This window comes from Hyphococcus sp. (genome assembly GCF_965228385.1).
Classification (GTDB): Bacteria; Pseudomonadota; Alphaproteobacteria; order Caulobacterales; family Parvularculaceae; genus Hyphococcus.
In genome coordinates this window covers 3,669,658-3,692,652 of the sequence record NZ_OZ245810.1, presented here as the reverse complement: position 1 = coordinate 3,692,652, position 22,995 = coordinate 3,669,658, and the positions used below count along the sequence as shown (strand labels likewise).

Sequence of the window (22,995 nt, the reverse complement as noted above, 5' to 3'; positions counted from 1 at the left end):
CGACGGCAAGATGGCCGCGAATTTCGCAGAATTTGCGCGGAAATCAACGGGTTGACGCATGAAACCGGCTCAAAATCGGCGCCGGTGCGCCGCCTGTCCGGTTCGCCGCGGCGCTTCGGGATCGAATTATTATTGTCTGGTCAGCGTATATTGCGTCTCCGGCCGCCATGCGCCGCCTTCGCTCTCGCGCGTCTCAACGCGCCAGGCGATATCGTCCGCTGTCATCGCCTCCCATACGATCCGGCGCAGCGCCGCGTCCGGCGAATAGCTTTCCGGTTCATTATAGGTTGTGAATTCATCCTTGATGGCGAGATCCGCCGCCTCGACAAAAGTTGCGCCTTCGCCGGCGCCGTCCGAAACGAAATATGAATGCGCTGTACCCGGCTGGTCGTCGAGTGTGAAAATCACCCATTTTTCGAAACGGGGATGATAGCCGATGGCGAAAAAGGTTTTGACGTCGTTAGCGTCAAGCGCGCCGATAACGCCGCAACCGTCGAGCGCCATGCCGGCCGCAAGACGCGCGCGTCCCGTGTCGCCGTCAGCAGTCGTCGCCTCGCCGGTCCACACGCCCTGAAGCGCGTTAAAGGCGCCGTGGGGTTCTTGCGTACACAGCGTTTTTTCATGAACGCCGGGCAACGCGCTTCCCGCCGCGCCGTAAGGATCGAGATCGCGCTGGCGCAGAAAATCAACCACATACCATGTAAACCATGTCGCGCCTTCGTCGGGCGTATTCGAGCCGTCCCAGCGAAAGCTGACGCCGGGACGAATATCGGTGAAATTATAGCGCCGGTGTTGCGTGTCAAAACCGCCCTCGCCATCGGGCCGCCTTGATACGGAATACATGCTGAGCCGCCCCAGATGCTCATCGCCGATAAGCTGGTCGGTAAAAGCGCCGCCCTGGCTGGTTCCGTTCGGCCAGTTCTGCGCCATCACCCAGCGTTCGCGCGCCTCGTCGAAATAACGGATTGAAAATCCGCGCTGGCCCGGCTCGTCAGGATTGTCCCGCGCCCAGGCAAGCTCGACCAGCGCTTTGCCGCCGAGAACCGGAAAGACGCGCTGGCGTGTCCAGCTTCCGTCTTCGGCGTGGTAAAATTCGCCTTCGGGCCGGGGCCGCCAGTTCGCCTCCCATTCGCCGATCCAGAAGTCGAAATCGCGGTATTGCTGCGCCGACCAGGCGTCGTTGATCTGCGCGCCGAACGCTTCGTCCCATCCAGGGCTCGCTTCGTCGGCGGATTGCGCGCCGGCAATGGATGCGCACGCCCCCGCCGCGTAAACAAGAGATGCGGAAATGAGCAGTTTTTTCATGGGGCCTTCCGATATAGACTTTCGCCGATCATAGCTTTGGGGCGCGCAGGATCCTAACCGCTTGGCTGTGACACGGCTTAAAAACGCAACACCGGCAACATTTGCATGTATCTTCTTTCAACCACGCCCGGTCCGGAAACGGATTTCAATATTTTTTATGAACGCCAGGCGAATGAGGGGCTGGTGCATTCCGGCCTGATGCACGGACATCGTTTTGATATTGCAGAACAGTATAATGAAGACTGGGCGACGCCTGTTATCGCCTGGTCGGCGGGCGGCGAGGAAGCCTATCATCTGCAAGGGACGAAAACCATTACGCTGCGCTCCGCCGGCGCGCTCATCATCGCCGCCGGGGCGCGCTACGCCTACGCCGCCTCGCCGGAATATATATTCCGCTCGAACATGATTTCGTTTCCGCACTGGATTGTGCGCGAGGCCGCGCGCGATCCGCTGGACCCGGCGCATGAGCGCGCGAGCCGTCTCGAAACGGCGCTCTTTTTTCCGGATGCACAAACGCAAAGCTTGATGGACACGATCGCCGCGCGGTGCGCCGCGAGGGTTGTCGACGCTACCTGGTACGCGGAACAGGTCGCCTTGCTCTATGCGCGCCTGCTTGACGCGCAGCACCGGCGCGCAGCGGCGCGCGATGCGTTGAAAGCCTGCAAACGTTCGACGCGTGCGGAACTCGCCCGGCGGGTCGATCGCGCACAGGAATATATGCTTGAACAGTTCCACGATCCGTCGTTAACGCTGGGCGAAATTGCGCGCACCGCGTGCCTTTCGCAATTTCACCTGATCCGCGTTTTCAAAACCGTGACCGGCGCAACGCCCATGCGGCGGCTTTCAGCGATCCGCATGCAGGCGGCCCGGCGTCTCACCGGGCACACACAAAAATCCATTAAGGAAATCGCCGCCGCGGTCGGCTATTCTGACCGGACCGCATTTTTCAAGGCGTTTAAAGCAGCTTACGGCGTCGCGCCCACGGCGATCGACAAATAAACTGACGCCGCAACATGCCGCTCAACCAGTGAAATCGGTAAAACCGCCAAAGTCGCCGAATTGCACGCCGAGACAAATAAGGATGGCCAGAAGAATCAGCCCACGGATAATTGTTTTTAATCCATAGGCGAGACCCGCGCCGACGGCGCCTGCAATCAAAGTGGCATTCATATCGAGACCGCCGGCATAGGCGAGATAAGACGCGCCCCCGGCGCCCGCCAGCACCAGGAGGGCGTTGATCCGCAGGAGAACCCACAAAACAATCAGGTTGACGAGAATGGTTCAACTCCGGTTTTATCCGCGCCGCCGCTGAACGGCGCGAAGCGGGCTAGGACTTGCGCGCGGCCCTGGCCAGCAATCGTTCGACTTCGGCCTGGATCGCGTCATCGGTTGTCGCGGGGACGTCGTTTGCGTCCAGATAGCACTCAAGCGCTTCAAGGATGATCGCCTGGCACGACATCTCCATATCGCGCGCCGCAAAACGCAAACGCACGAGATCCGGCGCCGGCATGCGCAGCTTGCAGATGGCGCTGCGCCGCGACGATGCAGCGGACCCGTTCGCCTTTGTCCTTGACGGCGGCGAGAGCCGGCGCTGCGCGCCCATGCGGCCGGCGGAACGGGCCGGCGGGGTAATGGTCCAGGCTTCCGGCGCGCGCGTCGCGGCCGGCGAAGATGCGGAATGCACGAGACGCACGGCGCTGCGGCGCTGGGTTTCCGTTTCGCCTGGCTGGCCGGTTTCGCGCCCCTGACCGTTTTCACGTAACGTTTCAATCGTTTCTTCACTGATGTTTTTCGGCGCGCCGGGTGAATTGGCGGGTTGCATCGGGCGCATCTCGATATCGACGCCTTCATGTGCGACAGCGTCCACGGCCGGCAGCGCCTCGCCTTTGCGCGCCAGAAGGCTGCCCGAAAGCGATGCGTAACCGCCGCCGCCCCCTGCGGAAGCGTTTTGGGCGTAGGCGCTCATTATTGCGCCGCCCTGCGTCCAAAGACGCGATTATGCGGATTAGCCATTGCGCCATGCTCATCCTGCGCGCGATAGCCGCCGTCGGCGCGCTGCAACCGTTCGTACAGATACTTCCAGAGCGCGGATATTTCCTGCGAGGACTGGCAGAATGGATCGATTTCCATCACTGAGCGCCCATCGATCATGGATGCGGCGAAGTCGACGCGATGATGAACCGTTACAGGCGCCACAGTGCCGTGCTGTGAAAGCGCAACCGCCGCTTCGGACGTGATCCGCGCGCGCTGCGTGGCCCCGTTGACGACGAAGATCAATTGCTTGCCGCGCGCCTCGGCGATATCGACCGTGGGGCCGACGGCGCGCAGATCATGCGGGCTGGGGCGCGTCGGCGCCACGACAATATCCGCAAAGCTCACCACTTCGGAAATGGCGCGCGTCACGGCCGGGGGCGTGTCAATGACCACCAGCCGGAAACCTTCCTCGCGCGCGCTGTCGAGGTCGTAAAAAAGATTCGAAAAAACCGATTGAATGAACGCCGGCGAAGCATCCTTGCGCACGTTCCACCATTTCGCCAGAGACCCTTGCGGGTCTGTGTCGATCAGCGCAACGGGCCCGGCCCCCTGGCGTTCAGCTTCCACCGCAATGTGCCCGGACAAGGTTGTCTTCCCCGAGCCGCCCTTTTGCGATGCAAATACAATAACACGCATCGATGACAGCATGCGCCCTCCAAAAAAATACCCTAGCGCGCGATCAGAACAGAAAGGCACTATGCGCAAAGCCGCGTTAACGCCGCGCGTGAAGCGCGATGATAATTTTGTTCAAATTGGAAGAAAAAAAGCGCCGCATAAGCGCGCGCATCAAGGCGGCGCCTGTCTCAAATTGACACTGCCGTAGCGCTTGCGGGCAATGCTTAACACTGTTGGAAAAAACAAAACGTCGGCGGCAACCTAGATACGCAAGGCCGCCGCCAACGCTGCCCCCTCTATAGGACAAACCTCTTAATCGAGATTTAAACCTGCGGCGTCGTCGAATTCCTGAGGATCGAACGCATCCGCATCGCTGATCGGACGAAGCCCGATTTCATCCTGCACCTTGGTCATGAGGCGCGTGATATGCGCAATGCGCGGGTTGGTGTCCCAGTCCCAGTAGCGCAAGACAGCGCGCGAAAAGTCACGCGCCATGGAATCGAAAATGGCGAGCAGCTTTTCCGCTTTGGCCTCGGCCTCGTCCACGTCCGCGGCGCGGGCGTAAAAGTCATAAAATTCATCGCGCGGGACGCCGAGACTTTTACAGAGCACGGCCAGCGGCTCGCCCCCCGCATCGCGCACAATCCGCCCGGCGAGGTCGCGGCTGACGCCGCCGATCATGGCGACGGCGTCGATCACTTCCTGCGAGGGATATTTGCACGCCGCCGCCAGCGTTCGCTTGACGATATCCATGGACACTGGCTCGCCGTTGACGCCGCGCGGGCGATGCCGGCGCTCGGCCAGGATGAGGATCTCTTTAACGACGGAGTCATTATCGCCGCCGCGGAAAACGCGCGGATATAGATCAGCAAGCGCGTCCTGCACAGTGGAACGGTCAAGGGAAAACCGCGTGAGGATGCGCCGGCGGCGTTCGCCGTCGACCCACCAGAACATGATGAAACCGTGCGCCGGCTCCAGCTCCCGGCGGCGCAGCAGCAGAGACTGGATATCCTTGTTGACGGCGGACAGCGCCACCAGCTTGTTCACCGCCGCCGGAGAGAGTTCGCAATCTTCCTGACGCAGCACCTGTTTGCACACATCCATTTCTTCAAACGAGAGACAGGCGTCGGCGATGGCGGTGGTCATATCGATCCGCCGCGCGATCGCCATGCGATGCGCCATGGCGCCTTCGCGCGCGGCCTCAATCAGCAGGGCCGCGGGCAGGCTTTCGGCGCCGCCGAGAATTTTTTCCGCAACAGCAGGTTCGTCCAGCATCAGCATGCGCACGAGCGCAGGCGGACATTCAGAAACCCGCGCCACGCGCCGCGCCACTTCGGCGCGCAAATCCGGCTCCACCTTGTCCAGCACCTGAAGCAGAATATCGGCGACAAGAGAGCGTTCATTCGATGAGATGCGCCCGCTGGGCAGGACGACAATGTCGGCGAGTTTTCGCACCATCAACGCGCGCACGCCGGCGCCCGATGCGGAAAGCGGGGTCAGCATCGCGCCTACATCGCCTTCAGGCGAAAGGCGTCTGGCATCGTCGGCAGCGTCAAATTCGGTCATTTTTCGCGGATTTCGCCTTTATCACGAAAAACCGTTGTAACCGGAACACCGTTAACGGGGGATTTCACTTTTCCGGCTTGTTTTCCAAGACCTCGGGCGCTGGCGATGCTAGGCTCACCGCAGCATCCGGCGCAAAAAAAGGGATTTTCCGTGGCTCGACCGTATTCATCATTTGGAATTTTTTCGCTTATCGCCTTGTCTGTCGCGGCTTCCGGCTGTGCAACACAAAGCAATCTGGCGCTCTTGCGGGAATCGCCGGGCTTCGCCGCGGGCTATGGCGACGGCTGCACTACCGGAACGGAAGAAGACAAGAGCTTTTCCACCAAGCGCACGCGCGACACTTATTCCTTCGATAATGACGAAGCGTACAGGGCCGGATGGCGCCAGGGTTATCTGGAATGTTCGCACCAGACGCCGGAGGCCAAGGACGGCGGACGCATTCTGGGCGAGCGCAACGAATACTGACGGGAAATTGAGCGCAAAGCTTAACGAAAGCTGAACGCGCCGCGCCGCCGGGCGCGCAATGATCACGCCATGACAGCCCGTTTCCGGTTATCCGGCATCAAATCCGGTTATCCAACATGAAAAAAAGGCGGCCCGTGAACAGGCCGCCTTTTTATGTGCGTTCGCATAAAGAACGAATTGTCTATTCTTCGTTGGTCGCCTCGGCGTCTTCTTCAGGCGCATTTTCCTCTTCGGCGTCTTCCGCATCGCCGGCGCCGGATTCATCGTCTTCGCTGGACGATTCCGCCGGGGCGGCGCCGCCGCGCCGCTGGGAAGGAATTCCCGCCGCTTCGAGTTCATTACACGCTTCAATCCGCTCAGCCTCGCGCTGCTCCTCAGCCGGATCGACCGCCCGGTTCTGCAGATCGCGGATACGCCGGTCACGCTCGAAACGGGCGATATCGGCCGCGCACGCTTCCATGTCCTGACGATACTGAAGATCGAGGCCGTCCCAATAGGTGCTTTCAACGGCGTTGATGTAGGAAATCCATTCAGTTGCACGGCGGCGCGCGCCGGAATAGCGCTGCGCATTGCGAAACGCCTGGCGCGCCGTGTTCCAGCGGCCGGTGTCGGACGGGCCCGCCTGGCTGAAGCGCGCAGTGCCGAGAAGCAGCCAGGCGTCGCCCGTATCCTTCTGGTCCATGCCGCCCTTGTTGATGGCGGCCTCAAGCGCACGCTGGGAGGCGGCGTACTGTTCATCGGCCAGCAGCACCTGGCCGAGCCGGTAGGAAAGCTCGCCCTGACTGGAGTTCCCGGCGGCTTCTCGCAGGATCGGAATTGATTTTTTGTGCTCGCGCGCCTGACTCCAGAGTTGCGAAAGCAAGATCAAGTTGTCCTGGTCGCGGTCGATATTGCCGGCGTTCATTTCCCGCTCGAGCATCGTTGCGCCGCGAAACGGATTTTCAAAAAACGAATAATAGTTGATGAGCGTGATCAGTTCGCTTTCCGTTTCCAGAAGGCCGGCGCGATAGGCGACCTCCAGAACGGAGAAGGCGTCGCGGTCGCGCTCCATGGTCGAATAGGCGCCGGAAAGCTGCGTCCAGTAACCTCTTTCGTTCGGCCACAGATTGACCATGCGTTCGAGAAGACCGACACGCTTCGTATTGTTGTTCAACTCGGAATAAACAAGGTTCGCCAGATCGAAGTAGCTCTTGCGCGGCTCTTCCATGCCTTCAAGCGCATTTTCGATGGGCTGTTCGGCCGAGCGGTAATTCGGCGGTTCGACCGACGCATAGGCGGCGGCCAGCAGATACCACGCATTTGGATCGACGGAGACATTGCACTGGCGGGCGAGGTTGATCCAAGTGTTCAGGCCGGTGATCGCCGTCTGGTAATCCTCAAGCTGGAAGTTCAATTGCGCAATAAAATATCGCAACTGATTATTCCGCGCGGGCGGCAGGCCGTTGGCCTGCAACGCCCCTTCCATATCGCGCAGGGCGCCGCGAAAATCGTCGGTGTTGACCTTAACGTTGGCGCGAAGCTCCAGCACGGTGGAACGCTCATAGGCGCTCATGGAATCGCCGCGGCTGCTGACCAGATTATTGAAACCGGCAAGCGCCTCGTTCCACTGGTCGTTCTGCATGAACTCGTAGAGTTCCTGGATTTCTTGACCGATGCGCGGCGACAGGGTTTTGGACGGACCTTCCTCTTCGGTGGCGCATTGCGCCTGCTGGGCGAGCACCGCGGTCGGCGCGACGCTTGTCAGCAACGCCGCCGAAACCGACGCGACGGCCGACAAACCAAAAGTACGAAATTTCCCACGCATTTTCTTCATCCTGACGTCCCGGGTCCCAGTTTCGCAAATGTCTCGCCCTGCTTGCGCCGCCTTGCTTTCAGGCTGCGCCGGACTTGCACATCCGCGCCTTTATTCCTCAAGTACGAACGTAACCGTCGTTTGTACGCCGCGGCGCCACTGCGCCTGGTTTTCAACAATCTTCGGCTGATACTTCCAGCGCTCGACCGAACGGATCGCCGCCCGGTTAAGGCAGCTGTTGGAGCTGTCTATGACGTTGATATTGGCAGTCTGCCCATCCGGCGTCACGTCAAACTGAAGCGCCACGGATTCTTGCGCCTCTGCGCGGCTCATGCAGCGCTCCGGATATTGCGGCGGAATACGCACCAGCGGCTGAGCGTCCCGGTCCGGATTGAAACCGGAGCCGATATTGAGATTGGCGTTGATCGTCGGAATTTCCGCGCGCACGCCGTCAAGCGAGGGGCGGTTCGACGGATCGTTCACCGCAGGCGGCGGCGGCGGCGGCGCATCCAGCGTCGGCCGTTTGAATTCCTTGTTCGCCTGGTTGATATCCGTGTCGTCAATCTGCGCCGTGATGTTGAGATTGATCGCATCGCTTTCTTCATTGAGGCGAAGATCGTTGCTGATCATGGCCGCCATGAACAAAAACAGGCCGACGGTCACCACGACCGCGCCCGGCACGCCGATAATCATCCGAATGAGTGAACCCATGATCGTTCTCCCTAGACGTCTTCCGTCGAGACGGCGACGTCGGTAATACCCGTAGCGCGGATCTGGTTGACGACTTCGACGAGAAGCCGCGTTTTCGATTCAGCATCGGCCTGCACGACCGCCGTGCCTTTCGGATTTTCGCGGCGCAATTGCTCGACGGCGGTTTTCACGCCTTCCAGCTCGACCCGCTCTTTATTGATCCAGATTTCGTCTTCACCGGAAATCGCGACAATAATGGAGGCGAGCTTGCGCTCCGACGCGGTCACTGCATCCGGCCGCGTAATCTCAACGCCCGGCTCCTTCACGAATGTCGACGTCACGATAAAGAAGATCAGCATGATGAAGACGATATCGAGAAGCGGCGTCACATTGACGTCTTCGTCATTGTCCGCTTGTGAAAAACTGCGTCTCGCCATAATTTATCCGCCTACAAACTTATCCGTAACAAGGGCTCCTCGCCCGCCGCTACTGGGTTTCCTGTTGCAACGCCAATGTCACCGGGCACGCCGAATTACAGCCGTCGCGCGCCTGGTCCATCACCTCAACCACCGTGCCGGATTCCGATTCCGGCGCGGCGCTGACGAGGACCACGCCCTGCGGTTCGCGGGCGTAGAACTCCTGCACCACCGGCGTCACGGAGCCCGGATCGATCACGCGCACATTATTGACGCGGACGAAACCGTCCTCCTGCACCGCCAGCAGGATTGCAGGCGGCGGCACGGTATTCGGTTCGTCCTCGTTATCCTCCGGCGTCTGCACGTCGATGCCCTTCTCGCGCAGGAACGTCGCCGTGACGATGAAGAAGATGAGCAGGATAAAGACGATATCGAGGAGCGGCGTGATATTGACGTCCGCCGATTCGTCCGCATGGGTCGCCTTTTTTCTCATATCGCTACTCGATCAACAGTTCGTCTGAAATCTGATGGGACGCTTTCTGTACGTTGCGGTCGAAAGCGTTGATGAAAATCAGTCCCGACAACGACGCCACGAGGCCCGCCATGGTCGGAATTGTCGCTTTTGAAATCCCGGCGGCCATCAGGCGCGCATTGGAAGAGCCCGTCGTCGCCATGACGTCGAACACCTCGACCATGCCGGTCACCGTGCCGAGCAGACCAAGCAGCGGCGTCACCGCCACCAGCGCGCGGATGACATTGTTGAAACGCGACGCTTCCTGCGTGGTTTCGGAAATCAGCCGCTCGCGCACCGCATGGGCGTACCAGGATTTATGGTCGCTGCGCGCCGCCCAGGCGCGATGCGCCCGCTTGGAGACGCCGCCATGAGCGCCGGACCAGTACATGAGACGCTCGATAATCAGCGCCCACATGAAAAAGGTCGTGAACATGATGACGACAAGCACATTGCCGCCGGCGCCGAGAAAATCCATCAGCGCATCGAGTGGGTTTGCCAGTAGCTCGAGCATTTCTCGAGACCCCTTTTCCCTGAACGGCGCGGCCTGACGTCAGACCGCAGACAATTCACGGGAGGCGGAGCCGGGCTGTTTAAGCCCGGCCGCCTTCCGCATGTTCAGCAATAATGCCCGCAGCCTGCTCTTCGAGGATCTGCGTGACGCGCTTCGCCGCGCCCGCCGCAAAAGCGTGCAGCAGAAGAAGCGGGATGGCGGCGATAAGACCGAGCACCGTGGTGACCAGGGCTTCGGAAATACCGGACGCCATGATCTGCGGGTCGCCGGTGCCGAAAAGCGTGATCGCCTGGAAGGTGTTGATCATGCCGATAACCGTACCGAGAAGGCCGAGCAGCGGCGCGACCGCGGCCAGCACCTTGATCAGGTTCAAACCGCCCTCGAGTTTGGGCACTTCCTTCAGGATCGCGTCGTCAAGCTTCAGGGCCACCGTTTCAACATCGTTGGAAGCCGTGTTTTCGTAAGCCAGCATGACGCGGCCCAGCGGATTCGACTTCGAGGCTTTCTTGCGGCGCACCTGACCGCGCACGGCGCCGGCCGTCATGGTCAATGTCACCCATTTGTAAACGCCAAGGAGAACGCCGAAGATCGCAGCGGCGATAATCACCTTACCGATGAAACGGCCCTGATCGATCCGCTGGCGGAGCGTCGGCGCTGCAACGTTCAGATCAAGGAGCGTACCGAGCGCCGGATCGATGGCGCCGCGCACGAAACCGTCGCCGGAAGCGTTGGCGACGCGGCTGGCCGCGCCGGTGATGTCGCCCGCCGGCTGCTTGGCGAGAAACTCAAGCTGGCCCGCGTCGTTGAAGGTCAGATACTTGCCGTCGGAGAAGGCGACAAACGGGCCGATGCGCGTCACCGACGCTTCGGTCGCCTCGCCATTGGCGCGAATAATGTTGGCGTTGAAGGTCGCCGTTTTGCCCTGCTCGGCCATCTGCTGGATCATGATTTCCCACAGATCGCGAAGCTGTTCTTCCGTTGGCAGACTTTCCGTCTGCGCCAGTTCGCGGAGCGTTTCATCGCGGCCCGGGAACTGTGCGGAGATGATGGAATTCTGAATTTGCGAATTGAGGTCCGCCGCCGCTGTTCGCGCCGCGCCGAACAATTCCTGGAATTCGCCCTGCTTGGACGCCAGTTCCTGATCGAGCTCGGCGATGCGCGCCTGGTTCTGCTCCATGACGCCCTCGAGGCGGGTCGATTCGGCTTCCGCCGCGGCCACCTGATTGCGCACGCGCGTCAACTCAGCCTGCTGCTGGTTGCGCTGTTGCAAAAACCGCTGCTCGCGCTCGCGGTTTTCGGAGCTGACTTCGCGGCGCTCCTGACGCACCGAAGACAGCACCTGGTCGAGCGTGACCTGCGCGTTTGCGGAAGAAAATCCGCCTGCTGAAAAATCCATGCCCGCCGCGGCAACGCCGGCGATCAGGGAAAGAGAAGCAAGTTTGAAAAGTTTCATGACTTGTATTTCCTTTTAGCCTTGTCTCGCCGCTACTGGGCCTGAACCGGGGGTTTCACCGGCGCGAAGAAGATGTTCGGCGCAGTCTGCTCTTTCGCCATGCGGATCGCGAATTTCACGTCCTGCAAATAGCTGCGATTGAGATCGACCCAGCCGTTCTGCGCCGTATCCCAGATGCGGAGCACCGAATCGTCCGGCGTTTTAAAGATCAGCGCGATGCGGCCGATGCGCAGGCATTCGCCGGCAAGCTCGCCGCCGTCGCCGGCCACGGTGCATTCATCCGCGCCGATGGTGCGGCCGAATTCATTTTCAATCTGATAGGCCTCGACGATCAGGCGATAGCGCTGCGCCGCCGACATATCGGGATTGGAAAGAACGCCCTCAAGCCGCTCGGCGCGTTCGGTGCGCTCGGCCAAAAGGAACGGCAGATCAGCCTCGACCAGCGCGCCGAATTGCGTGGCCATGTCTTCCATCAGGGGCTGCATCGCGCGCTGAAGTCCTTCGACATTTTCAATGTCAGCTTCAAGCTGCGTGATCTTGCGCTCCTGCGCTTCGATGTTGCGGTTGAGCGAAGCGTTATAGCGGCGCGCCGCCTCGAGCTGTTTCAAGTTCGCCCGATAATCGTTCAACAGCCGCGCTGTTTGATCGTCAAGCTCGTCAATGCGCTGCTGTGACGTTGCGGTTTCGCGCGCAGTCGCCTGCGCCTCATCAAGGGCGGAGCGGAATTGCGCCTCAGCCGGCGCGCTCAAGACAGCAAGCGCTGCCGCCGCCGAACCCAAAATCGCTGATCTTTTCATAAATGCCTCACCTACCGGAATGTTGCGGCTGATTTGAGCGGCCTTTCGACCGCGGAACAAAGACGCAAGGCTGCGCCTATTCGAAACGCGTGCGCGCGTTCTGGAAATCTGTTGACCGATACTCGTCACCCTGAATGTCCCCTTTTCCCCCGACAATTCGAATCATTCGTATATTTAACGCAGAATTGCAACGCTGTTGTAACCCGTATGGTTCCAAAAGCATTTTTATTCTCTGCTGACAACAAAGTGATTTTACCCTAATTGCGCGGCCAGACGCCGAACCGATTTCGACAGCCGCATACACACCCCGTTAATTTGTAACAACACTCGCGGGCGCTGGCAATTCTTTATTTTAACGAATATTTCTCCGCGCGGGTATGATGTATAATTTTTGACGCATCAGTGGACGATTCGTCTCAAATACCGGCCGCCGGACATTTTAACCCTGTTCTATTCGCAATTTTTTCAACCAGATCGCGAAGCGCACCAGACGCTTGCCGCCAGCGCGTTATAGCCCGCCCCTACGACAGGCGCGAATAACCGGTTTTTCACATCACATTTAGATGAGTGCGCGGATTGCACCATGGAGTTTCGGATGGCTGGGGCGCCAGGATTCGAACCTGGGAATGTCGATACCAAAAACCGATGCCTTACCACTTGGCGACGCCCCAACGGCCGGGGCCGCGCCCCGCCGGGAGCAGGCGGGATAGCGCTTTCGGCCCGGCCTTGCAATGGGGCGCTGGGCGAAAATTGCGCCGCTCAATCCGGGGCGGAATCACCGCCGTCCGGCGGGCGGCGCGAAACCCGGTTCGGGCCGTAAAAATCATGCATTGCGCGGCGCGCGCCGCATCGGTATAGAGACGCTCCCGCGCGGCCCCGAAAGCGGTAATTTCGGGGTCTTGTTTTCGGAGTGTAGCTCAGCCTGGTAGAGCACTGTCTTCGGGAGGCAGGGGCCGGGTGTTCGAATCACCCCACTCCGACCATTTAATCAGATGGATTGTATAATATGCGCCTGCGCACCGTGTGTTGCTCATTTTTTTACGCAACCGTTTTTCATCCTTCTGCGCACGCAATTGAAATAACAAATTTCAAATCAGGTTTGGCATGCGTCGAGAAAAACGCCGACCAATCATCTCCCGGTTGGATTTGTCACAGCACGGAGACCATCCCGATCACCGGTCAGGGACTGTGTGTCTATAATCGTGAGGAACATCCGTGCACGTGGTACGGTTTTGAATTCGAATACGACAATGCTGGCGAAGACGCAAAAATAAAGTGCGCTCTAACCAGCAGCCGCGAAGGCACGTATGGAAACCCGAACGAAATCGAGCATGAAGACGTCAAAAATTACGAGTATCAAATCGAACTTCAGCCGGGTTCCGGCAAATTCTTTAATCCTCAGTATTCGATCATAAATTATTCAAAACAAGGTCCGAAAATAAAGAATGAGAACACAGTTTGTTCGGCGGGCGGAATAGAATTATTTCGCTTTAAATTCGAATTTATCTATCCGCAGTCGCGCGCGGATTAAATACCTTACAGCGATTCTTGATAGAAAATATATGAACCTTTCTCAAGCGCTCAGCTTTTCCGGGTCTAACCTTGGCAGCGCGCCGGCGAGCACCGCGTCGGTGAGGCCCGCCGCTTCGGTGAGATAATTGTCGGCGAAGAATTTCGCGATGGCGATGCGCGATTCCAGATAATCCTTATCGCCATCGCCGCCTTCCATGGCGTGCGCCGCGGCCAGCGCGCTTCGTCCCAGATAAAGCCCGCCGGCCACATTGCCGAACTGCTTCAGATAGGGGACCGCGCCCGCCAGCACGGTTTCGGGATCGGTCTTCGCCGCGCCAAGCAATCCTTCCGTAGACGCATGAAGCGCATCCGCGCCCGCCAGAAGCGTCGCGCCGATATGGACGAGGTCGTCGCGCGCGGCCTCTTTCAGACGCGCGGCTTCATCGCGCGCTTCGGCGAGGAAGGCCATGGCCGCCGCGCCGCCGTCGCCCTGCAGCTTGCGGCCCACAAGATCCATGGCCTGAATGCCGTTCGTGCCTTCGTAAATGGCGGCGATGCGCGCATCGCGCATATGCTGGGCGGCGCCGGTTTCCTCGATATAGCCCATACCGCCATGCACCTGCACGCCGAGCGAGGTCACTTCATTGGCGCGGTCGGTGGACCAGCCTTTGGAGACCGGCGTCAGCAATTCTTCCAGCGCTTTCGCCTGTTTGCGCTGGTCTTCGTCCGGGCCGTAGCGCGCCAGGTCATAGGCGACGGCGTTGGCGTAACAGATCGCGCGCGACGCATCGGTCAGCGCTTTCATGGAATAGAGCATGCGCCGCACGTCCTGATGCGCGTAAATCGAAATCATGTCGCCCGATTTCACCCCCGGCGAGCGACCCTGTTTACGGTCAAGCGCGTAGGCGAGCGCGCGCTGAAAGGCGCGCTCTGCGACGCCGACCCCTTGCGCGCCCACATCGAGGCGCGCGGCGTTCATCATGATGAACATGTTTTTCAGACCCTTGTTCTCCTCGCCCAACAGCGTGCCGTAGCATTCGCCATTATCGCCGAAGGCCATGACGCAGGTGGGCGAACCGTGCAGGCCCATCTTTTCCTCAAGCTTGATGCAGCGGGCGTCATTACGGCTTTCCAGCGAGCCGTCTTCATTGACGTGAAATTTCGGCACGAGAAACATGGAGATGCCGCCGGTGCCCGCCGGGGCGTCCGGCAGGCGCGCCAGCACGAGATGGACGATGTTCTCCGTCAGATCGTGATCGCCATAGGTGATATAAATCTTCTGCCCGCTGATTTTATAGCGCCCGTCCCCAACCGGCTCGGCTTTCGTGCGCACGGCCGAAAGATCCGAACCCGCCTGCGGCTCCGTCAGGTTCATGGTGCCCGTCCATGCGCCGCTCACCATTTTTTCGAGGTAGAGATTTTTCTGCTCGTCAGTACCCGCCGCCTTGATCGCCTTGACCGCGCCGGTCGTCAGCGTCGTGCCGATGGCGAAAGACATGCACGCCCCGTTCAGCGCATCGACCAGCGCCACGGCGAGCGCCTGCGGCAGGCCCTGTCCGCCGCTTTCCTCCGGGAAGGATAGTGAGCCCCAGCCGCTTTCCACATATTGCGCATAAGCCTCCTTGAAGCCGGGCGTCGTGCGCACCACGCCGTTTTCCAGCGCCGCGCCGTTGCGGTCGCTTTCCTCGTTCAGCGGGGCGACGACCTGATCGCAATATTTGCCCATCTCGTCGAGGATCGCCGAAAGCAAATCGTCGGACAGATCGGAAAAGGCGCCGGTCTTTTCCAATGCGTCAAAACCGGCGGCGTGTTCCAGAATAAACCGCATGTCTTTGGTGGGCGTTGCGAACGTCATTGGGAAGCTCCTGTTGGTTTCGTCTCTTATGGCGCAAACAGCCGCGCAATCGAAGGGTCAAACGCAGTTTGCGGCGCGCAGATGAACGGCGCCGCTTTTGCTGGTATGATGGAAACGAAAAGAACAGGGGCGTTCAGCCATGCAATCCGGCGCTTTAATGTTTCTGGCCAGCGCAGTAATATCCGCAATGACCGTTGCGGCGACGCCGGCTGAGGCGCAGCTGATCGCCTATCATTATGACGGCGTGTACAGCGGCGGCGCGCCGCCCGCGCCCGGCCTGTCCGATCGTTCCTGCCGCGCCCTGCCGCTCACCCGCATCGATATAGAAAATGGAATTCTGCGCGCCTGGGATGGCGGGCGCCAGTCCGTTAAAGGGTTCGTCACCCATGATGGTTTTTTCAACGCCGACTATTATTTCCCGGGCCGGCGCGGCGTGGTTTTCGAGGGCGTCATCGATACGGGCGGGCGCCTTTCCGGGGGAATATTCGACGGCGGCTGCGCCTTTGTCATTGAGATGACGAAAGCACAATAACCGCGGATAAAAGAACGGCCGAATTACTCTTCGGCAGCCGCATCGCTTTCCACGACTGAAATTCTGGCGCCTTTCCGCGCATCGTCGATCACGATGCGTCCGCCGGCCCTTTCAGCGAAGCCTTCGATCAGCTGCATGCCGAGGCCTTTGTGCTCGCCGTTCAGGCCGCGTCCATTGTCGGCGACGCAAAGCCGCCAGCCCTCCGGCGAGGATGTGAACGAAATCACGATCTCGGCGGGCTCTTTGCCGTCAAATGCGTGCTTGGCGGCGTTGGTGACGAGTTCGTTGACGATAAGCCCGATGGCGATCGCCTTGTCCCGGGGCATGGCGGCGACTTCGATATCCGTGGTCATGTAGATATCGCGCTCGAATATAGCCTTTTTCAGATGGTCGGCGAGGCTTATCAGATAGGCTCGCATATCCACCTGCTGATTGTCTCCGCGCTTACCGTAAAGGAACTGGTGAGCGGAGGCGATGCTGTGAACACGCTCCGACGCGTCGGTCAGGGCCTGTTTCACTTCGGCGTTCTGATGGCGGCCCCGTTGCAGATTCAGCATACTGATGACAATCGCGAAATTATTGCGCATGCGGTGGTCGATTTCGCGCAGCAGTAATTCATGCGTTTCAACTTCCTGATCGCATTCGTTCATCGTGGAGCGCATGGCGTGCCGGAAAATTTCGGCAAACAGCACGATGACGAGCGCGGAAAATCCGTTAACGACCGTGCGCGGAAAATCGCCGTCATGCTCAAAGCCGAAACCGCCCGGATTGGGCAGCACAAAATACCAGACGAACAAAAATGACGTGGCCCAGGTGATCAGGCCCGCCTGCCAGCGGCCGAACAGGGTGGAGATCAATATCGCCGGATAAATCAGGGAATAGGGCCCGGCGCCAGTTGATATAGCATCCACGCCCCATCTGGCGATCACCGCCGCAGCTGAACAGGCCGCGCCAAATACAGCCTGCACGATCAAAGGCGGCGCCGGTGCGAACCGATCGACAACGTCGATTTCGCTAAGACGCCTTAATTTTCTTCGCATTAACGCCGACCCGTCCCTCTTCCCCCGACGTTACCGCGCCTGAATATCACAAAAGCAACGTTCGCCAAGCGCATATGAGGTAGACGGCGATAAAAATCGCCATTCCATGACGCTTTACTCTGGGCGCTGGCGTCCGCCCGGCGATCGGATTATGGCTTTCGCCGATGACCGGAAACGAAAACAATAACGGGCAAGCTGTCCTTGCGGACATGAAACGCGCGATCAAATCGGCGGCGAAACGAATATGCGCGGGCGATCTTGTCGCCATGCCGACGGAAACGGTTTACGGCCTCGCCGCCGATGCAACGGATGACACGGCCGTCGCCCGGATTTTCGAAGCCAAGGCCCGGCCGCAGTTCAATCCGCTGATCGTCCATGTGGCGGGCGTTGAGATGGCGCAGCGTTACGCCGATTTCTCGCCGCTGGCGCTGCAACTGGCGCAGGCGTTCTGGCCAGGGCCGCTGACGCTGGTCTTGCCGCGACGCGCCGGCGGCGGGTTATCGCTTCTGGTCGGCGCCGGGCTGGATACAGTCGGCCTGCGCATGCCGGATCATCAACTGGCGCGCCAGTTGATCGAAACCGCCGGGCGCCCGCTCGCCGCGCCCAGCGCCAACCGCTCCGGAACCGTCAGCCCCACCACGGCGGCGCATGTGCGCCGCTCTCTCGGGCGCGACGTCGACATGATCGTTGACGGCGGTCCCTGCCCGGTTGGCGTTGAATCGACCATCATCAGAATTGACGGCGAGCGCGCGACGCTTTTGCGGCCCGGCGGTCTTCCCCGCAGCGACATTGAACGGGTGACGGGGGCGCCGCTTGAAAACGCTGCAGGCGGATCAATTGAAGCGCCGGGCATGATGACCAGCCATTATGCGCCGTCCGTCACCGTAAGGCTGAATGCGCGCGCGCAGAACGCGGGCGAAGCGTTTCTCGGGTTTGGCGCGGTGAGTGGCGCGCGCCACGCGCTTAATCTCAGCCCCGGCGGCGACTTGCGCGAAGCGGCGGGCAATCTTTTTGCGCATTTACGTCTTCTAGACGATCTTTGCACGGAACATGCGCTTCACACAATCGCCGCCGCGCCTATCCCAATGGAAGGTTTGGGGGAAGCCATCAATGACCGCCTTCAACGCGCCGCCGCGCCGCGATAAGCTGGCTTCAAAAAAGTTCACCCTCGTCAGCACTGCTGCTTAAGCCATGGGGGGTCTATCGTATCGAGACCCGTGACGCCTTTGAACGCCGCCGCCCGAATAAAGGGAACCGAGAGCAGCGCATTAGCTGCATGATCGCGCAGAAAACGCGTAAAACTATTGAATCCGAGCAGCGCCCTCGTCTGCGTCCTGGTTTGCGTAACCACCTTTCGCACCACCGGCATGCGTAGTCCCGAATAATCGCCGGTCTTTCCTGCTTCGATCGCCCAGGCGAGCCAACAGGCGTCCTCAATGCCGAGATTCATGCCGCGCGCCCCGACAGGGGAATGCACATGCGCCGCATCGCCGGCGAGAAACACGCGGCCCCGCGCCATCTGCTCAACATGGCGGAAATTAATGTGAAACGATGAACGCCAGACGATGCGTTCGATTTTCAAATCATCGGGCAATGCTTTCGAAATGTTGGCGCGCGGCGAAATATACCGAACGGTTTTCCCGCCCATGGGAATGCGCGCCAGAATGTCTGCGCCATTGAAGTGTACGAACAATTCTTCCGTGTCGATGGCGTCGCCAAGATCAACATCGGCAAGCCCGAATTCCGTGGCGAGACTGCTCCCTTCGAAAGAAAACCCGAACGATTTCCGGATCTGCGACCCTGGACCGTCAGCGCCGATAACGATGTCGGCGCTGACGCTTTCTGCGCCACCGGGGCCAGTGAGGCGAACTTCCGGCCGCAACGCATCCCCATTCGCGTCCGTAACTTGCGTATTCCATTCAATTGAAACGCCGTGGGCGTTCAGCGCTTCGCCGAGCAATCTTTCTGTCCGCCCCTGCGCGAGGACCAGCATAAATGGATATAAAACGCCGGGATACGCAAAAGGCGTGCGGATGACATCGCGGCCCTTTTCGTTTCTGATCCGCAGATGCGTCGCGCGCGTTCCTTTGGCGAGCAGTTTGTCGGTCACGCCGGAGGGTTGCAACAATTGCAATGTCCGGTTGTTCACGCCCAGCGCGCGCGATTGCTCTACCGGCGTAAACCCGGCGCCTTTGTCGACAATGCGCAACGCAAACCCACGGCGCGCCAGTTCAAGCGCACAAGCGAGACCTGTTGGTCCGGCGCCGGCGATCAGAATTTTCGGCGCAGCAGGCGCCGTCATTCCGGCTTTGTGAACTTCATGAGGAAACGGTCTGTTTTCCGCCGTACGGACGGATCGAAAACATTTGTGTCGTAATTATCGTCGGCGTTTCGCAACACATCGCTTTCGCCTGCGAAGACAAGGCCGGCGTCTGTCGCGAGCCCGCGCACGATCGCCGGATCGATACGGTGCGTCGTCCCGCCGGTCGTTTCCGGCGCGCCGGATGCGGCCGCATGATCGAGCGCAACAAAGAGGCCGCCTGGTTTCAGGATGCGTACGATTTCAGCATAGGTGTCTTCAACACCGCCGAAGGACACGCCTTCGCTTGGCGAGAAATAAAGCTCATGCGGCCCCAGCATCCAGGTCACTATATCAACCGAGGAATCCTCCGCATCGAGATTGTCGAAATCGGTTTTGGAGATGCGCACATTATCGAGACGGCCGTTGACGCGATTGGGGACCGCGTCCCCCAGAAACTGATCGAAGCGCTCCGGGTTCTGCATGACGACTTCGCCTTCGGGACCCACAAGGCGGGATAAAAGCTCGGTGTAGTATCCGCTCCCCGCCTCCATTTCAAAGACGGTCATGCCGGGCTCAACGCCGATAAAGGCGAGCACGTTGGCCGGCTTTCGAAGCGCATCGTCCGAATGGTCGTCCGCGGGACGCGCAGGATCGTCGAGCACGGCGCCGGCGCGTTCGGCGTAGTCCATGCCGTTGCCGGCGGCGGTGTTGTCGCCCCGGATTGTCTCGCCGCTGCAAGCCGTGAGCAAAGAAAGGACGCCCACGCAACATAAAAACCTGAACGAACCCATGCCTGTCTCCCTGCCGCGGCTAGCGCCGCCCTGCTCGCGATTGCCGAACGCGAAGTGTTAGACCGCTTTTCCTTGAATGCAAAGCGCGCGGCGGTTGCTATAGTCCTGCGCATTCGCTTGAACGGCTGAGTATCGCTCGTTACACCAGCAACAGCAAATACGGACAGACCATCCATGGCAGCGCAAACATGACATCGAAGCAGCGCGCCGCGCCGGCGCAGGCGGCGCTTGACTCTATCCGCAATGCAGTGGGACCGAAAGGCGTTGTAACTGGCGACGACGCCGCGCCGTTTTTATCTGAATGGCGCGGGCGCTGGCCCGGCGAGGCGGCGATGATCGTCTGTCCGGCGTCCACGGAAGAAGCGGCCGCGGTGGTCAAAATCTGCGCTGAACATAATGTCGCTATAACGCCGCAAGGCGGCAATACCGGTCTTGTCGGCGGACAGATTCCATTTGGCGATGAAATATTGCTGTCTTTAAAACGCATGCGGCGCATTCGCGAAATCGAACCGCTGAACAACACAATGACGCTCGACGCCGGCGTGGTTCTGGCGCAAGCGCAGGAAACGGCGAAAGATGCGGGACGCCTGTTCCCGCTGTCCATCGGCGCGGAGGGGACCTGCCAGATCGGCGGCGTCATTTCCACCAACGCCGGCGGCGTCAATGTCCTGCGTTACGGCAATACGCGCGATCTCGTACTGGGCATTGAGGCTGTCCTGCCGAGTGGCGAGATCTGGAACGGATTAAAACGTCTGCGTAAGGACAATACCGGATATGATTTGAAACAGCTTTTCATTGGCGGGGAAGGCACGCTCGGTATCGTCACCGGCGCCGTGGTCAAACTTTTCCCCCTGCCTGCGGAGAAAGTCACCGTTTGCGCCGGTCTTGAAAATGCAGAACAGGCCGTGCGCCTTTTGTCACATGCGCAAGGCGCGACCGGCGGCGGCGCCACAAGTTTCGAGCTGATGCGGCGCATCTGCCTGAACCTGGTGCTTAAACATATTCCGGGCGCGCGCGATCCGATGAACGAACCGCACGCCTGTTACGTTCTGATGGAGTTTTCCTCCGGTCAGAAATCGGGCCTGCGCGCACAAATCGAGGCGATGCTGGAGGGTGCGCTGGAAGCGGGCCTTATCGCCGACGCGGTCATCGCCGAAAACGACGCACAGGCGCAAGCACTGTGGCGCATCCGCCATTCGATTTCAGAAGCGATCAACGGCGAAGGGCTCGGCGCCCGCCATGATGTTTCGGTGGCGACCAGCGACATCCCCGCCTTTCTGGAAAAAGCCGACGCCGCCGTGCAGCGCCTGTCGCCCGGCGCGCGCATTGTCGCCTTCGGCCATATCGGCGACGGCAATGTGCATTACGATGTGATCGGGCCGGAAGGCGCGGGCCCACACGCCCTCGACGACAAACGCGTGGAAATCGAAAGCGCCGTTTACGATGTGATCGGCTCGTTTAACGGCTCGGTCTCCGCCGAGCACGGCGTCGGCCGCCACCGCCGCTTGACGCTCGCGAAACGCAAGAGCGCCGTCGAACTCGACATGATGCGCGCCGTTAAAAACGCGCTCGACCCGCAAGGCATCATGAATCCGGGGAAGATGCTTTAGAATCATGGATGTTTGTTTCACCACCAACATATGCTTAGCCCTTCATCCTGAGGAGCAAAAATATCTTCGCCCTTCGAGACGCGAACTTCGTTCGCCCTCAGGATGAAGATATTTTTGCGTCTCGAAGGACGAAGGGCGTAACTAAAGGGATGTTTTCTACATGCTCATGCTTCTCTCCCCCGCCAAGGCGATGAATTTCGACGAAGTCCCCGGCGCGCCGAAGGCGACCGCGCCGGCGCTGAAAAAAGACTTCGCGGAAATCGCCGGCGTCGCGAAGCAGCTCAAAAAAAGCGACATCAAAAAGTTGATGGGGATTTCCGACAATCTCGTCGATCTCAATTACGAACGCTTTCAGGCGCTGAAGACGAGCGGCAAGGCGCACGGTGCGAAACAGGCGGCGCTGACTTTTGCAGGCGATGTTTATCGCGGCCTCGACGCAACAACGATGAAATCCGAAGACCTTGAATATGCGCAGGACCACTTGCGGATTCTTTCCGGACTCTACGGCCTGTTGCGCCCGCTGGACGGCATCCAGCCCTATCGCCTTGAGATGGGCTCGCGCCTTAAAAATCCGCGCGGGGCGAACCTTCATGAATTCTGGGGACCTGTCATCGCAAAAGAACTCGACAAGGCGGTGAAGGGCCATGACGACCCGACTATCGTCTGTCTCGCGTCCAACGAATACGCGAGGGGCGTCGATAAAAAGGCGCTGAAAAGCCCCTTCATCATGATGAACTTCAAGGAAATCAAGGACGGCAAGACCCGCGCGATCATGCTTTACGCCAAACAGGCCAGAGGCATGATGGCGCGCTGGGCGATCCAGAACCGGATCGAGACCGCCGAGGGCCTGAAAAAGTTCAAAGCGGACGGCTACAAATTCTCGAAAGATCTCTCGTCGGACGGCGAATGGATCTTCACCCGTCCACAGCCGGCGCCGGTAGCTGCGAAGAAGAAAAAAACCGCCTGACGCGGCGCATACCTGACGCAGCGCATATCCGAGTTTTATGACACCCAGCCCCCTTTCGGGCGGTCCGCTTTGTGACATTGGCCTTGTCACAAACGGGATGTCTGTATGACGGTCTGATCGCCAAAATCCGCATAAAATATGGGCTTCAGCCAATCCAAAACATTACATTTTTGTGTCATAGGCGCAGTTTTTGCGCTTTTTGCTTGACAATGTGCAACTTGTGCGCGA

Annotated in this window: 23 protein-coding genes and 2 tRNA genes; 8 read left to right on the top strand and 17 right to left on the bottom strand. The window is 59.7% G+C overall.

The window, feature by feature from the left end; all coding sequences use genetic code 11:
* Positions 1 to 129: 129 nt before the first annotated feature.
* A complete protein-coding gene (locus ACQK2Q_RS17465; RefSeq protein ID WP_425411025.1) occupies positions 130 to 1,305 on the bottom strand; it encodes a hypothetical protein in 1,176 nt (391 codons plus the stop codon).
* Positions 1,306 to 1,410: 105 nt separating this feature from the next.
* On the opposite strand from ACQK2Q_RS17465, the gene ACQK2Q_RS17460 reads away from it, so the two are divergent.
* Positions 1,411 to 2,304: a helix-turn-helix domain-containing protein gene (locus tag ACQK2Q_RS17460; RefSeq protein WP_425411024.1), complete on the top strand. Its 894-nt coding sequence runs from the start codon at positions 1,411 to 1,413 to the stop codon at positions 2,302 to 2,304.
* Between the two features lie 21 nt (positions 2,305 to 2,325).
* Here ACQK2Q_RS17460 and ACQK2Q_RS17455 read toward each other — a convergent pair whose 3' ends face one another.
* The 4 genes from ACQK2Q_RS17455 to ACQK2Q_RS17440 all read right to left on the bottom strand — a co-directional run bounded on the left by ACQK2Q_RS17455 (position 2,326) and on the right by ACQK2Q_RS17440 (position 5,520).
* Complete coding sequence (locus ACQK2Q_RS17455) at positions 2,326 to 2,562, bottom strand: hypothetical protein (protein WP_425411023.1); 237 nt, start codon at positions 2,560 to 2,562, stop codon at positions 2,326 to 2,328.
* 70 nt (positions 2,563 to 2,632) lie between these two features.
* On the bottom strand, positions 2,633 to 3,271 hold the full coding sequence (locus tag ACQK2Q_RS17450) for a hypothetical protein (protein ID WP_425411022.1): 639 nt from the start codon (positions 3,269 to 3,271) through the stop codon (positions 2,633 to 2,635).
* Complete coding sequence (locus tag ACQK2Q_RS17445; protein ID WP_425411187.1) at positions 3,271 to 3,975, bottom strand: AAA family ATPase; 705 nt, start codon at positions 3,973 to 3,975, stop codon at positions 3,271 to 3,273. Before ACQK2Q_RS17445 ends, ACQK2Q_RS17450 begins: the two co-directional genes overlap by 1 nt.
* Before the next feature lie 291 nt (positions 3,976 to 4,266).
* On the bottom strand, positions 4,267 to 5,520 hold the full coding sequence (locus tag ACQK2Q_RS17440; RefSeq protein ID WP_425411021.1) for a DUF2336 domain-containing protein: 1,254 nt from the start codon (positions 5,518 to 5,520) through the stop codon (positions 4,267 to 4,269).
* Between the two features lie 150 nt (positions 5,521 to 5,670).
* Between ACQK2Q_RS17440 and ACQK2Q_RS17435 the strand changes: the two genes are divergently transcribed.
* Positions 5,671 to 5,985 (top strand): hypothetical protein, encoded by a 315-nt coding sequence (locus ACQK2Q_RS17435; RefSeq protein ID WP_425411020.1) that lies wholly within the window; start codon positions 5,671 to 5,673, stop codon positions 5,983 to 5,985.
* 181 nt (positions 5,986 to 6,166) lie between these two features.
* Here the strand turns inward: ACQK2Q_RS17435 and ACQK2Q_RS17430 are convergent, their stop codons facing one another.
* From ACQK2Q_RS17430 to ACQK2Q_RS17395, 8 genes are all read right to left on the bottom strand, one after another.
* The gene (locus ACQK2Q_RS17430; protein ID WP_425411019.1) at positions 6,167 to 7,789 is read right to left on the bottom strand and encodes a hypothetical protein; all 1,623 of its coding nucleotides are present in this window, start codon (positions 7,787 to 7,789) and stop codon (positions 6,167 to 6,169) included.
* 99 nt (positions 7,790 to 7,888) lie between these two features.
* Positions 7,889 to 8,488 (bottom strand): energy transducer TonB, encoded by a 600-nt coding sequence (locus ACQK2Q_RS17425; protein ID WP_425411018.1) that lies wholly within the window; start codon positions 8,486 to 8,488, stop codon positions 7,889 to 7,891.
* 11 nt (positions 8,489 to 8,499) lie between these two features.
* On the bottom strand, positions 8,500 to 8,904 hold the full coding sequence (locus ACQK2Q_RS17420) for an ExbD/TolR family protein (RefSeq protein WP_425411017.1): 405 nt from the start codon (positions 8,902 to 8,904) through the stop codon (positions 8,500 to 8,502).
* Between the two features lie 49 nt (positions 8,905 to 8,953).
* Positions 8,954 to 9,376, bottom strand: coding sequence for an ExbD/TolR family protein (locus tag ACQK2Q_RS17415; RefSeq protein WP_425411016.1), 423 nt, complete (start codon positions 9,374 to 9,376; stop codon positions 8,954 to 8,956).
* Between the two features lie 4 nt (positions 9,377 to 9,380).
* A complete protein-coding gene (locus tag ACQK2Q_RS17410; RefSeq protein ID WP_425411015.1) occupies positions 9,381 to 9,908 on the bottom strand; it encodes a MotA/TolQ/ExbB proton channel family protein in 528 nt (175 codons plus the stop codon).
* A 79-nt stretch (positions 9,909 to 9,987) separates the two neighbouring features.
* Positions 9,988 to 11,361 carry a MotA/TolQ/ExbB proton channel family protein gene (locus ACQK2Q_RS17405; protein ID WP_425411014.1) on the bottom strand — a complete coding sequence of 458 codons (1,374 nt, stop codon included), beginning with the start codon at positions 11,359 to 11,361 and terminating at the stop codon, positions 9,988 to 9,990.
* Between the two features lie 32 nt (positions 11,362 to 11,393).
* Complete coding sequence (locus ACQK2Q_RS17400) at positions 11,394 to 12,158, bottom strand: DUF3450 domain-containing protein (RefSeq protein WP_425411013.1); 765 nt, start codon at positions 12,156 to 12,158, stop codon at positions 11,394 to 11,396.
* Positions 12,159 to 12,754: 596 nt separating this feature from the next.
* Positions 12,755 to 12,829, bottom strand: a tRNA-Gln gene (locus tag ACQK2Q_RS17395).
* A gap of 235 nt (positions 12,830 to 13,064) precedes the next feature.
* Here ACQK2Q_RS17395 and ACQK2Q_RS17390 point away from each other — a divergent pair.
* Positions 13,065 to 13,141, top strand: a tRNA-Pro gene (locus tag ACQK2Q_RS17390).
* Positions 13,142 to 13,164: 23 nt separating this feature from the next.
* A complete protein-coding gene (locus ACQK2Q_RS17385; RefSeq protein WP_425411012.1) occupies positions 13,165 to 13,689 on the top strand; it encodes a hypothetical protein in 525 nt (174 codons plus the stop codon).
* Between the two features lie 42 nt (positions 13,690 to 13,731).
* Here ACQK2Q_RS17385 and ACQK2Q_RS17380 read toward each other — a convergent pair whose 3' ends face one another.
* On the bottom strand, positions 13,732 to 15,525 hold the full coding sequence (locus tag ACQK2Q_RS17380; RefSeq protein ID WP_425411011.1) for an acyl-CoA dehydrogenase: 1,794 nt from the start codon (positions 15,523 to 15,525) through the stop codon (positions 13,732 to 13,734).
* Between the two features lie 139 nt (positions 15,526 to 15,664).
* On the opposite strand from ACQK2Q_RS17380, the gene ACQK2Q_RS17375 reads away from it, so the two are divergent.
* On the top strand, positions 15,665 to 16,057 hold the full coding sequence (locus ACQK2Q_RS17375) for a hypothetical protein (RefSeq protein ID WP_425411010.1): 393 nt from the start codon (positions 15,665 to 15,667) through the stop codon (positions 16,055 to 16,057).
* Positions 16,058 to 16,080: 23 nt separating this feature from the next.
* On the opposite strand, the gene ACQK2Q_RS17370 is transcribed toward ACQK2Q_RS17375, so the two are convergent.
* Positions 16,081 to 17,097, bottom strand: coding sequence for a sensor histidine kinase (locus ACQK2Q_RS17370; protein WP_425411009.1), 1,017 nt, complete (start codon positions 17,095 to 17,097; stop codon positions 16,081 to 16,083).
* Between the two features lie 164 nt (positions 17,098 to 17,261).
* Here ACQK2Q_RS17370 and ACQK2Q_RS17365 point away from each other — a divergent pair, with 164 nt between their 5' ends.
* On the top strand, positions 17,262 to 18,242 hold the full coding sequence (locus tag ACQK2Q_RS17365) for an L-threonylcarbamoyladenylate synthase (protein ID WP_425411008.1): 981 nt from the start codon (positions 17,262 to 17,264) through the stop codon (positions 18,240 to 18,242).
* A gap of 26 nt (positions 18,243 to 18,268) precedes the next feature.
* On the opposite strand, the gene ACQK2Q_RS17360 is transcribed toward ACQK2Q_RS17365, so the two are convergent.
* Both ACQK2Q_RS17360 and ACQK2Q_RS17355 read right to left on the bottom strand, forming a co-directional pair.
* Entirely contained in the window at positions 18,269 to 19,399 is a 1,131-nt protein-coding gene (locus ACQK2Q_RS17360; RefSeq protein ID WP_425411007.1) for an FAD-dependent oxidoreductase, read from the bottom strand.
* Positions 19,396 to 20,190 carry a class I SAM-dependent methyltransferase gene (locus ACQK2Q_RS17355; RefSeq protein WP_425411006.1) on the bottom strand — a complete coding sequence of 265 codons (795 nt, stop codon included), beginning with the start codon at positions 20,188 to 20,190 and terminating at the stop codon, positions 19,396 to 19,398. Before ACQK2Q_RS17355 ends, ACQK2Q_RS17360 begins: the two co-directional genes overlap by 4 nt.
* A gap of 188 nt (positions 20,191 to 20,378) precedes the next feature.
* Here ACQK2Q_RS17355 and ACQK2Q_RS17350 point away from each other — a divergent pair, with 188 nt between their 5' ends.
* Entirely contained in the window at positions 20,379 to 21,800 is a 1,422-nt protein-coding gene (locus ACQK2Q_RS17350; RefSeq protein ID WP_425411005.1) for an FAD-binding oxidoreductase, read from the top strand.
* A 160-nt stretch (positions 21,801 to 21,960) separates the two neighbouring features.
* Positions 21,961 to 22,767, top strand: a complete 807-nt coding sequence (gene yaaA / locus ACQK2Q_RS17345; protein WP_425411004.1) for a peroxide stress protein YaaA — start codon at positions 21,961 to 21,963, stop codon at positions 22,765 to 22,767.
* Positions 22,768 to 22,995 lie beyond the last annotated feature (228 nt).

What these genes read in the sequence shown, in the direction of transcription:
- ACQK2Q_RS17375 (WP_425411010.1), top strand. Translation starts at nt 15,665, where the DNA reads ATGCAATCCGGCGCTTTAATGTTTCTGGCCAGCGCAGTAATATCCGCA.
- ACQK2Q_RS17350 (WP_425411005.1), top strand. Translation starts at nt 20,379, where the DNA reads ATGACATCGAAGCAGCGCGCCGCGCCGGCGCAGGCGGCGCTTGACTCT.
- ACQK2Q_RS17360 (WP_425411007.1), bottom strand. Translation starts at nt 19,399, where the DNA reads ATGACGGCGCCTGCTGCGCCGAAAATTCTGATCGCCGGCGCCGGACCA.
- ACQK2Q_RS17445 (WP_425411187.1), bottom strand. Translation starts at nt 3,975, where the DNA reads ATGCGTGTTATTGTATTTGCATCGCAAAAGGGCGGCTCGGGGAAGACA.
- ACQK2Q_RS17415 (WP_425411016.1), bottom strand. Translation starts at nt 9,376, where the DNA reads ATGAGAAAAAAGGCGACCCATGCGGACGAATCGGCGGACGTCAATATC.
- ACQK2Q_RS17365 (WP_425411008.1), top strand. Translation starts at nt 17,262, where the DNA reads ATGACCGGAAACGAAAACAATAACGGGCAAGCTGTCCTTGCGGACATG.
- ACQK2Q_RS17385 (WP_425411012.1), top strand. Translation starts at nt 13,165, where the DNA reads ATGCGCCTGCGCACCGTGTGTTGCTCATTTTTTTACGCAACCGTTTTT.
- yaaA (WP_425411004.1), top strand. Translation starts at nt 21,961, where the DNA reads ATGCTCATGCTTCTCTCCCCCGCCAAGGCGATGAATTTCGACGAAGTC.
- ACQK2Q_RS17465 (WP_425411025.1), bottom strand. Translation starts at nt 1,305, where the DNA reads ATGAAAAAACTGCTCATTTCCGCATCTCTTGTTTACGCGGCGGGGGCG.
- ACQK2Q_RS17425 (WP_425411018.1), bottom strand. Translation starts at nt 8,488, where the DNA reads ATGGGTTCACTCATTCGGATGATTATCGGCGTGCCGGGCGCGGTCGTG.
- ACQK2Q_RS17450 (WP_425411022.1), bottom strand. Translation starts at nt 3,271, where the DNA reads ATGAGCGCCTACGCCCAAAACGCTTCCGCAGGGGGCGGCGGCGGTTAC.
- ACQK2Q_RS17410 (WP_425411015.1), bottom strand. Translation starts at nt 9,908, where the DNA reads ATGCTCGAGCTACTGGCAAACCCACTCGATGCGCTGATGGATTTTCTC.
- ACQK2Q_RS17355 (WP_425411006.1), bottom strand. Translation starts at nt 20,190, where the DNA reads ATGGGTTCGTTCAGGTTTTTATGTTGCGTGGGCGTCCTTTCTTTGCTC.
- ACQK2Q_RS17400 (WP_425411013.1), bottom strand. Translation starts at nt 12,158, where the DNA reads ATGAAAAGATCAGCGATTTTGGGTTCGGCGGCGGCAGCGCTTGCTGTC.
- ACQK2Q_RS17460 (WP_425411024.1), top strand. Translation starts at nt 1,411, where the DNA reads ATGTATCTTCTTTCAACCACGCCCGGTCCGGAAACGGATTTCAATATT.
- ACQK2Q_RS17430 (WP_425411019.1), bottom strand. Translation starts at nt 7,789, where the DNA reads ATGCGTGGGAAATTTCGTACTTTTGGTTTGTCGGCCGTCGCGTCGGTT.
- ACQK2Q_RS17420 (WP_425411017.1), bottom strand. Translation starts at nt 8,904, where the DNA reads ATGGCGAGACGCAGTTTTTCACAAGCGGACAATGACGAAGACGTCAAT.
- ACQK2Q_RS17380 (WP_425411011.1), bottom strand. Translation starts at nt 15,525, where the DNA reads ATGACGTTCGCAACGCCCACCAAAGACATGCGGTTTATTCTGGAACAC.
- ACQK2Q_RS17370 (WP_425411009.1), bottom strand. Translation starts at nt 17,097, where the DNA reads ATGCGAAGAAAATTAAGGCGTCTTAGCGAAATCGACGTTGTCGATCGG.
- ACQK2Q_RS17440 (WP_425411021.1), bottom strand. Translation starts at nt 5,520, where the DNA reads ATGACCGAATTTGACGCTGCCGACGATGCCAGACGCCTTTCGCCTGAA.
- ACQK2Q_RS17405 (WP_425411014.1), bottom strand. Translation starts at nt 11,361, where the DNA reads ATGAAACTTTTCAAACTTGCTTCTCTTTCCCTGATCGCCGGCGTTGCC.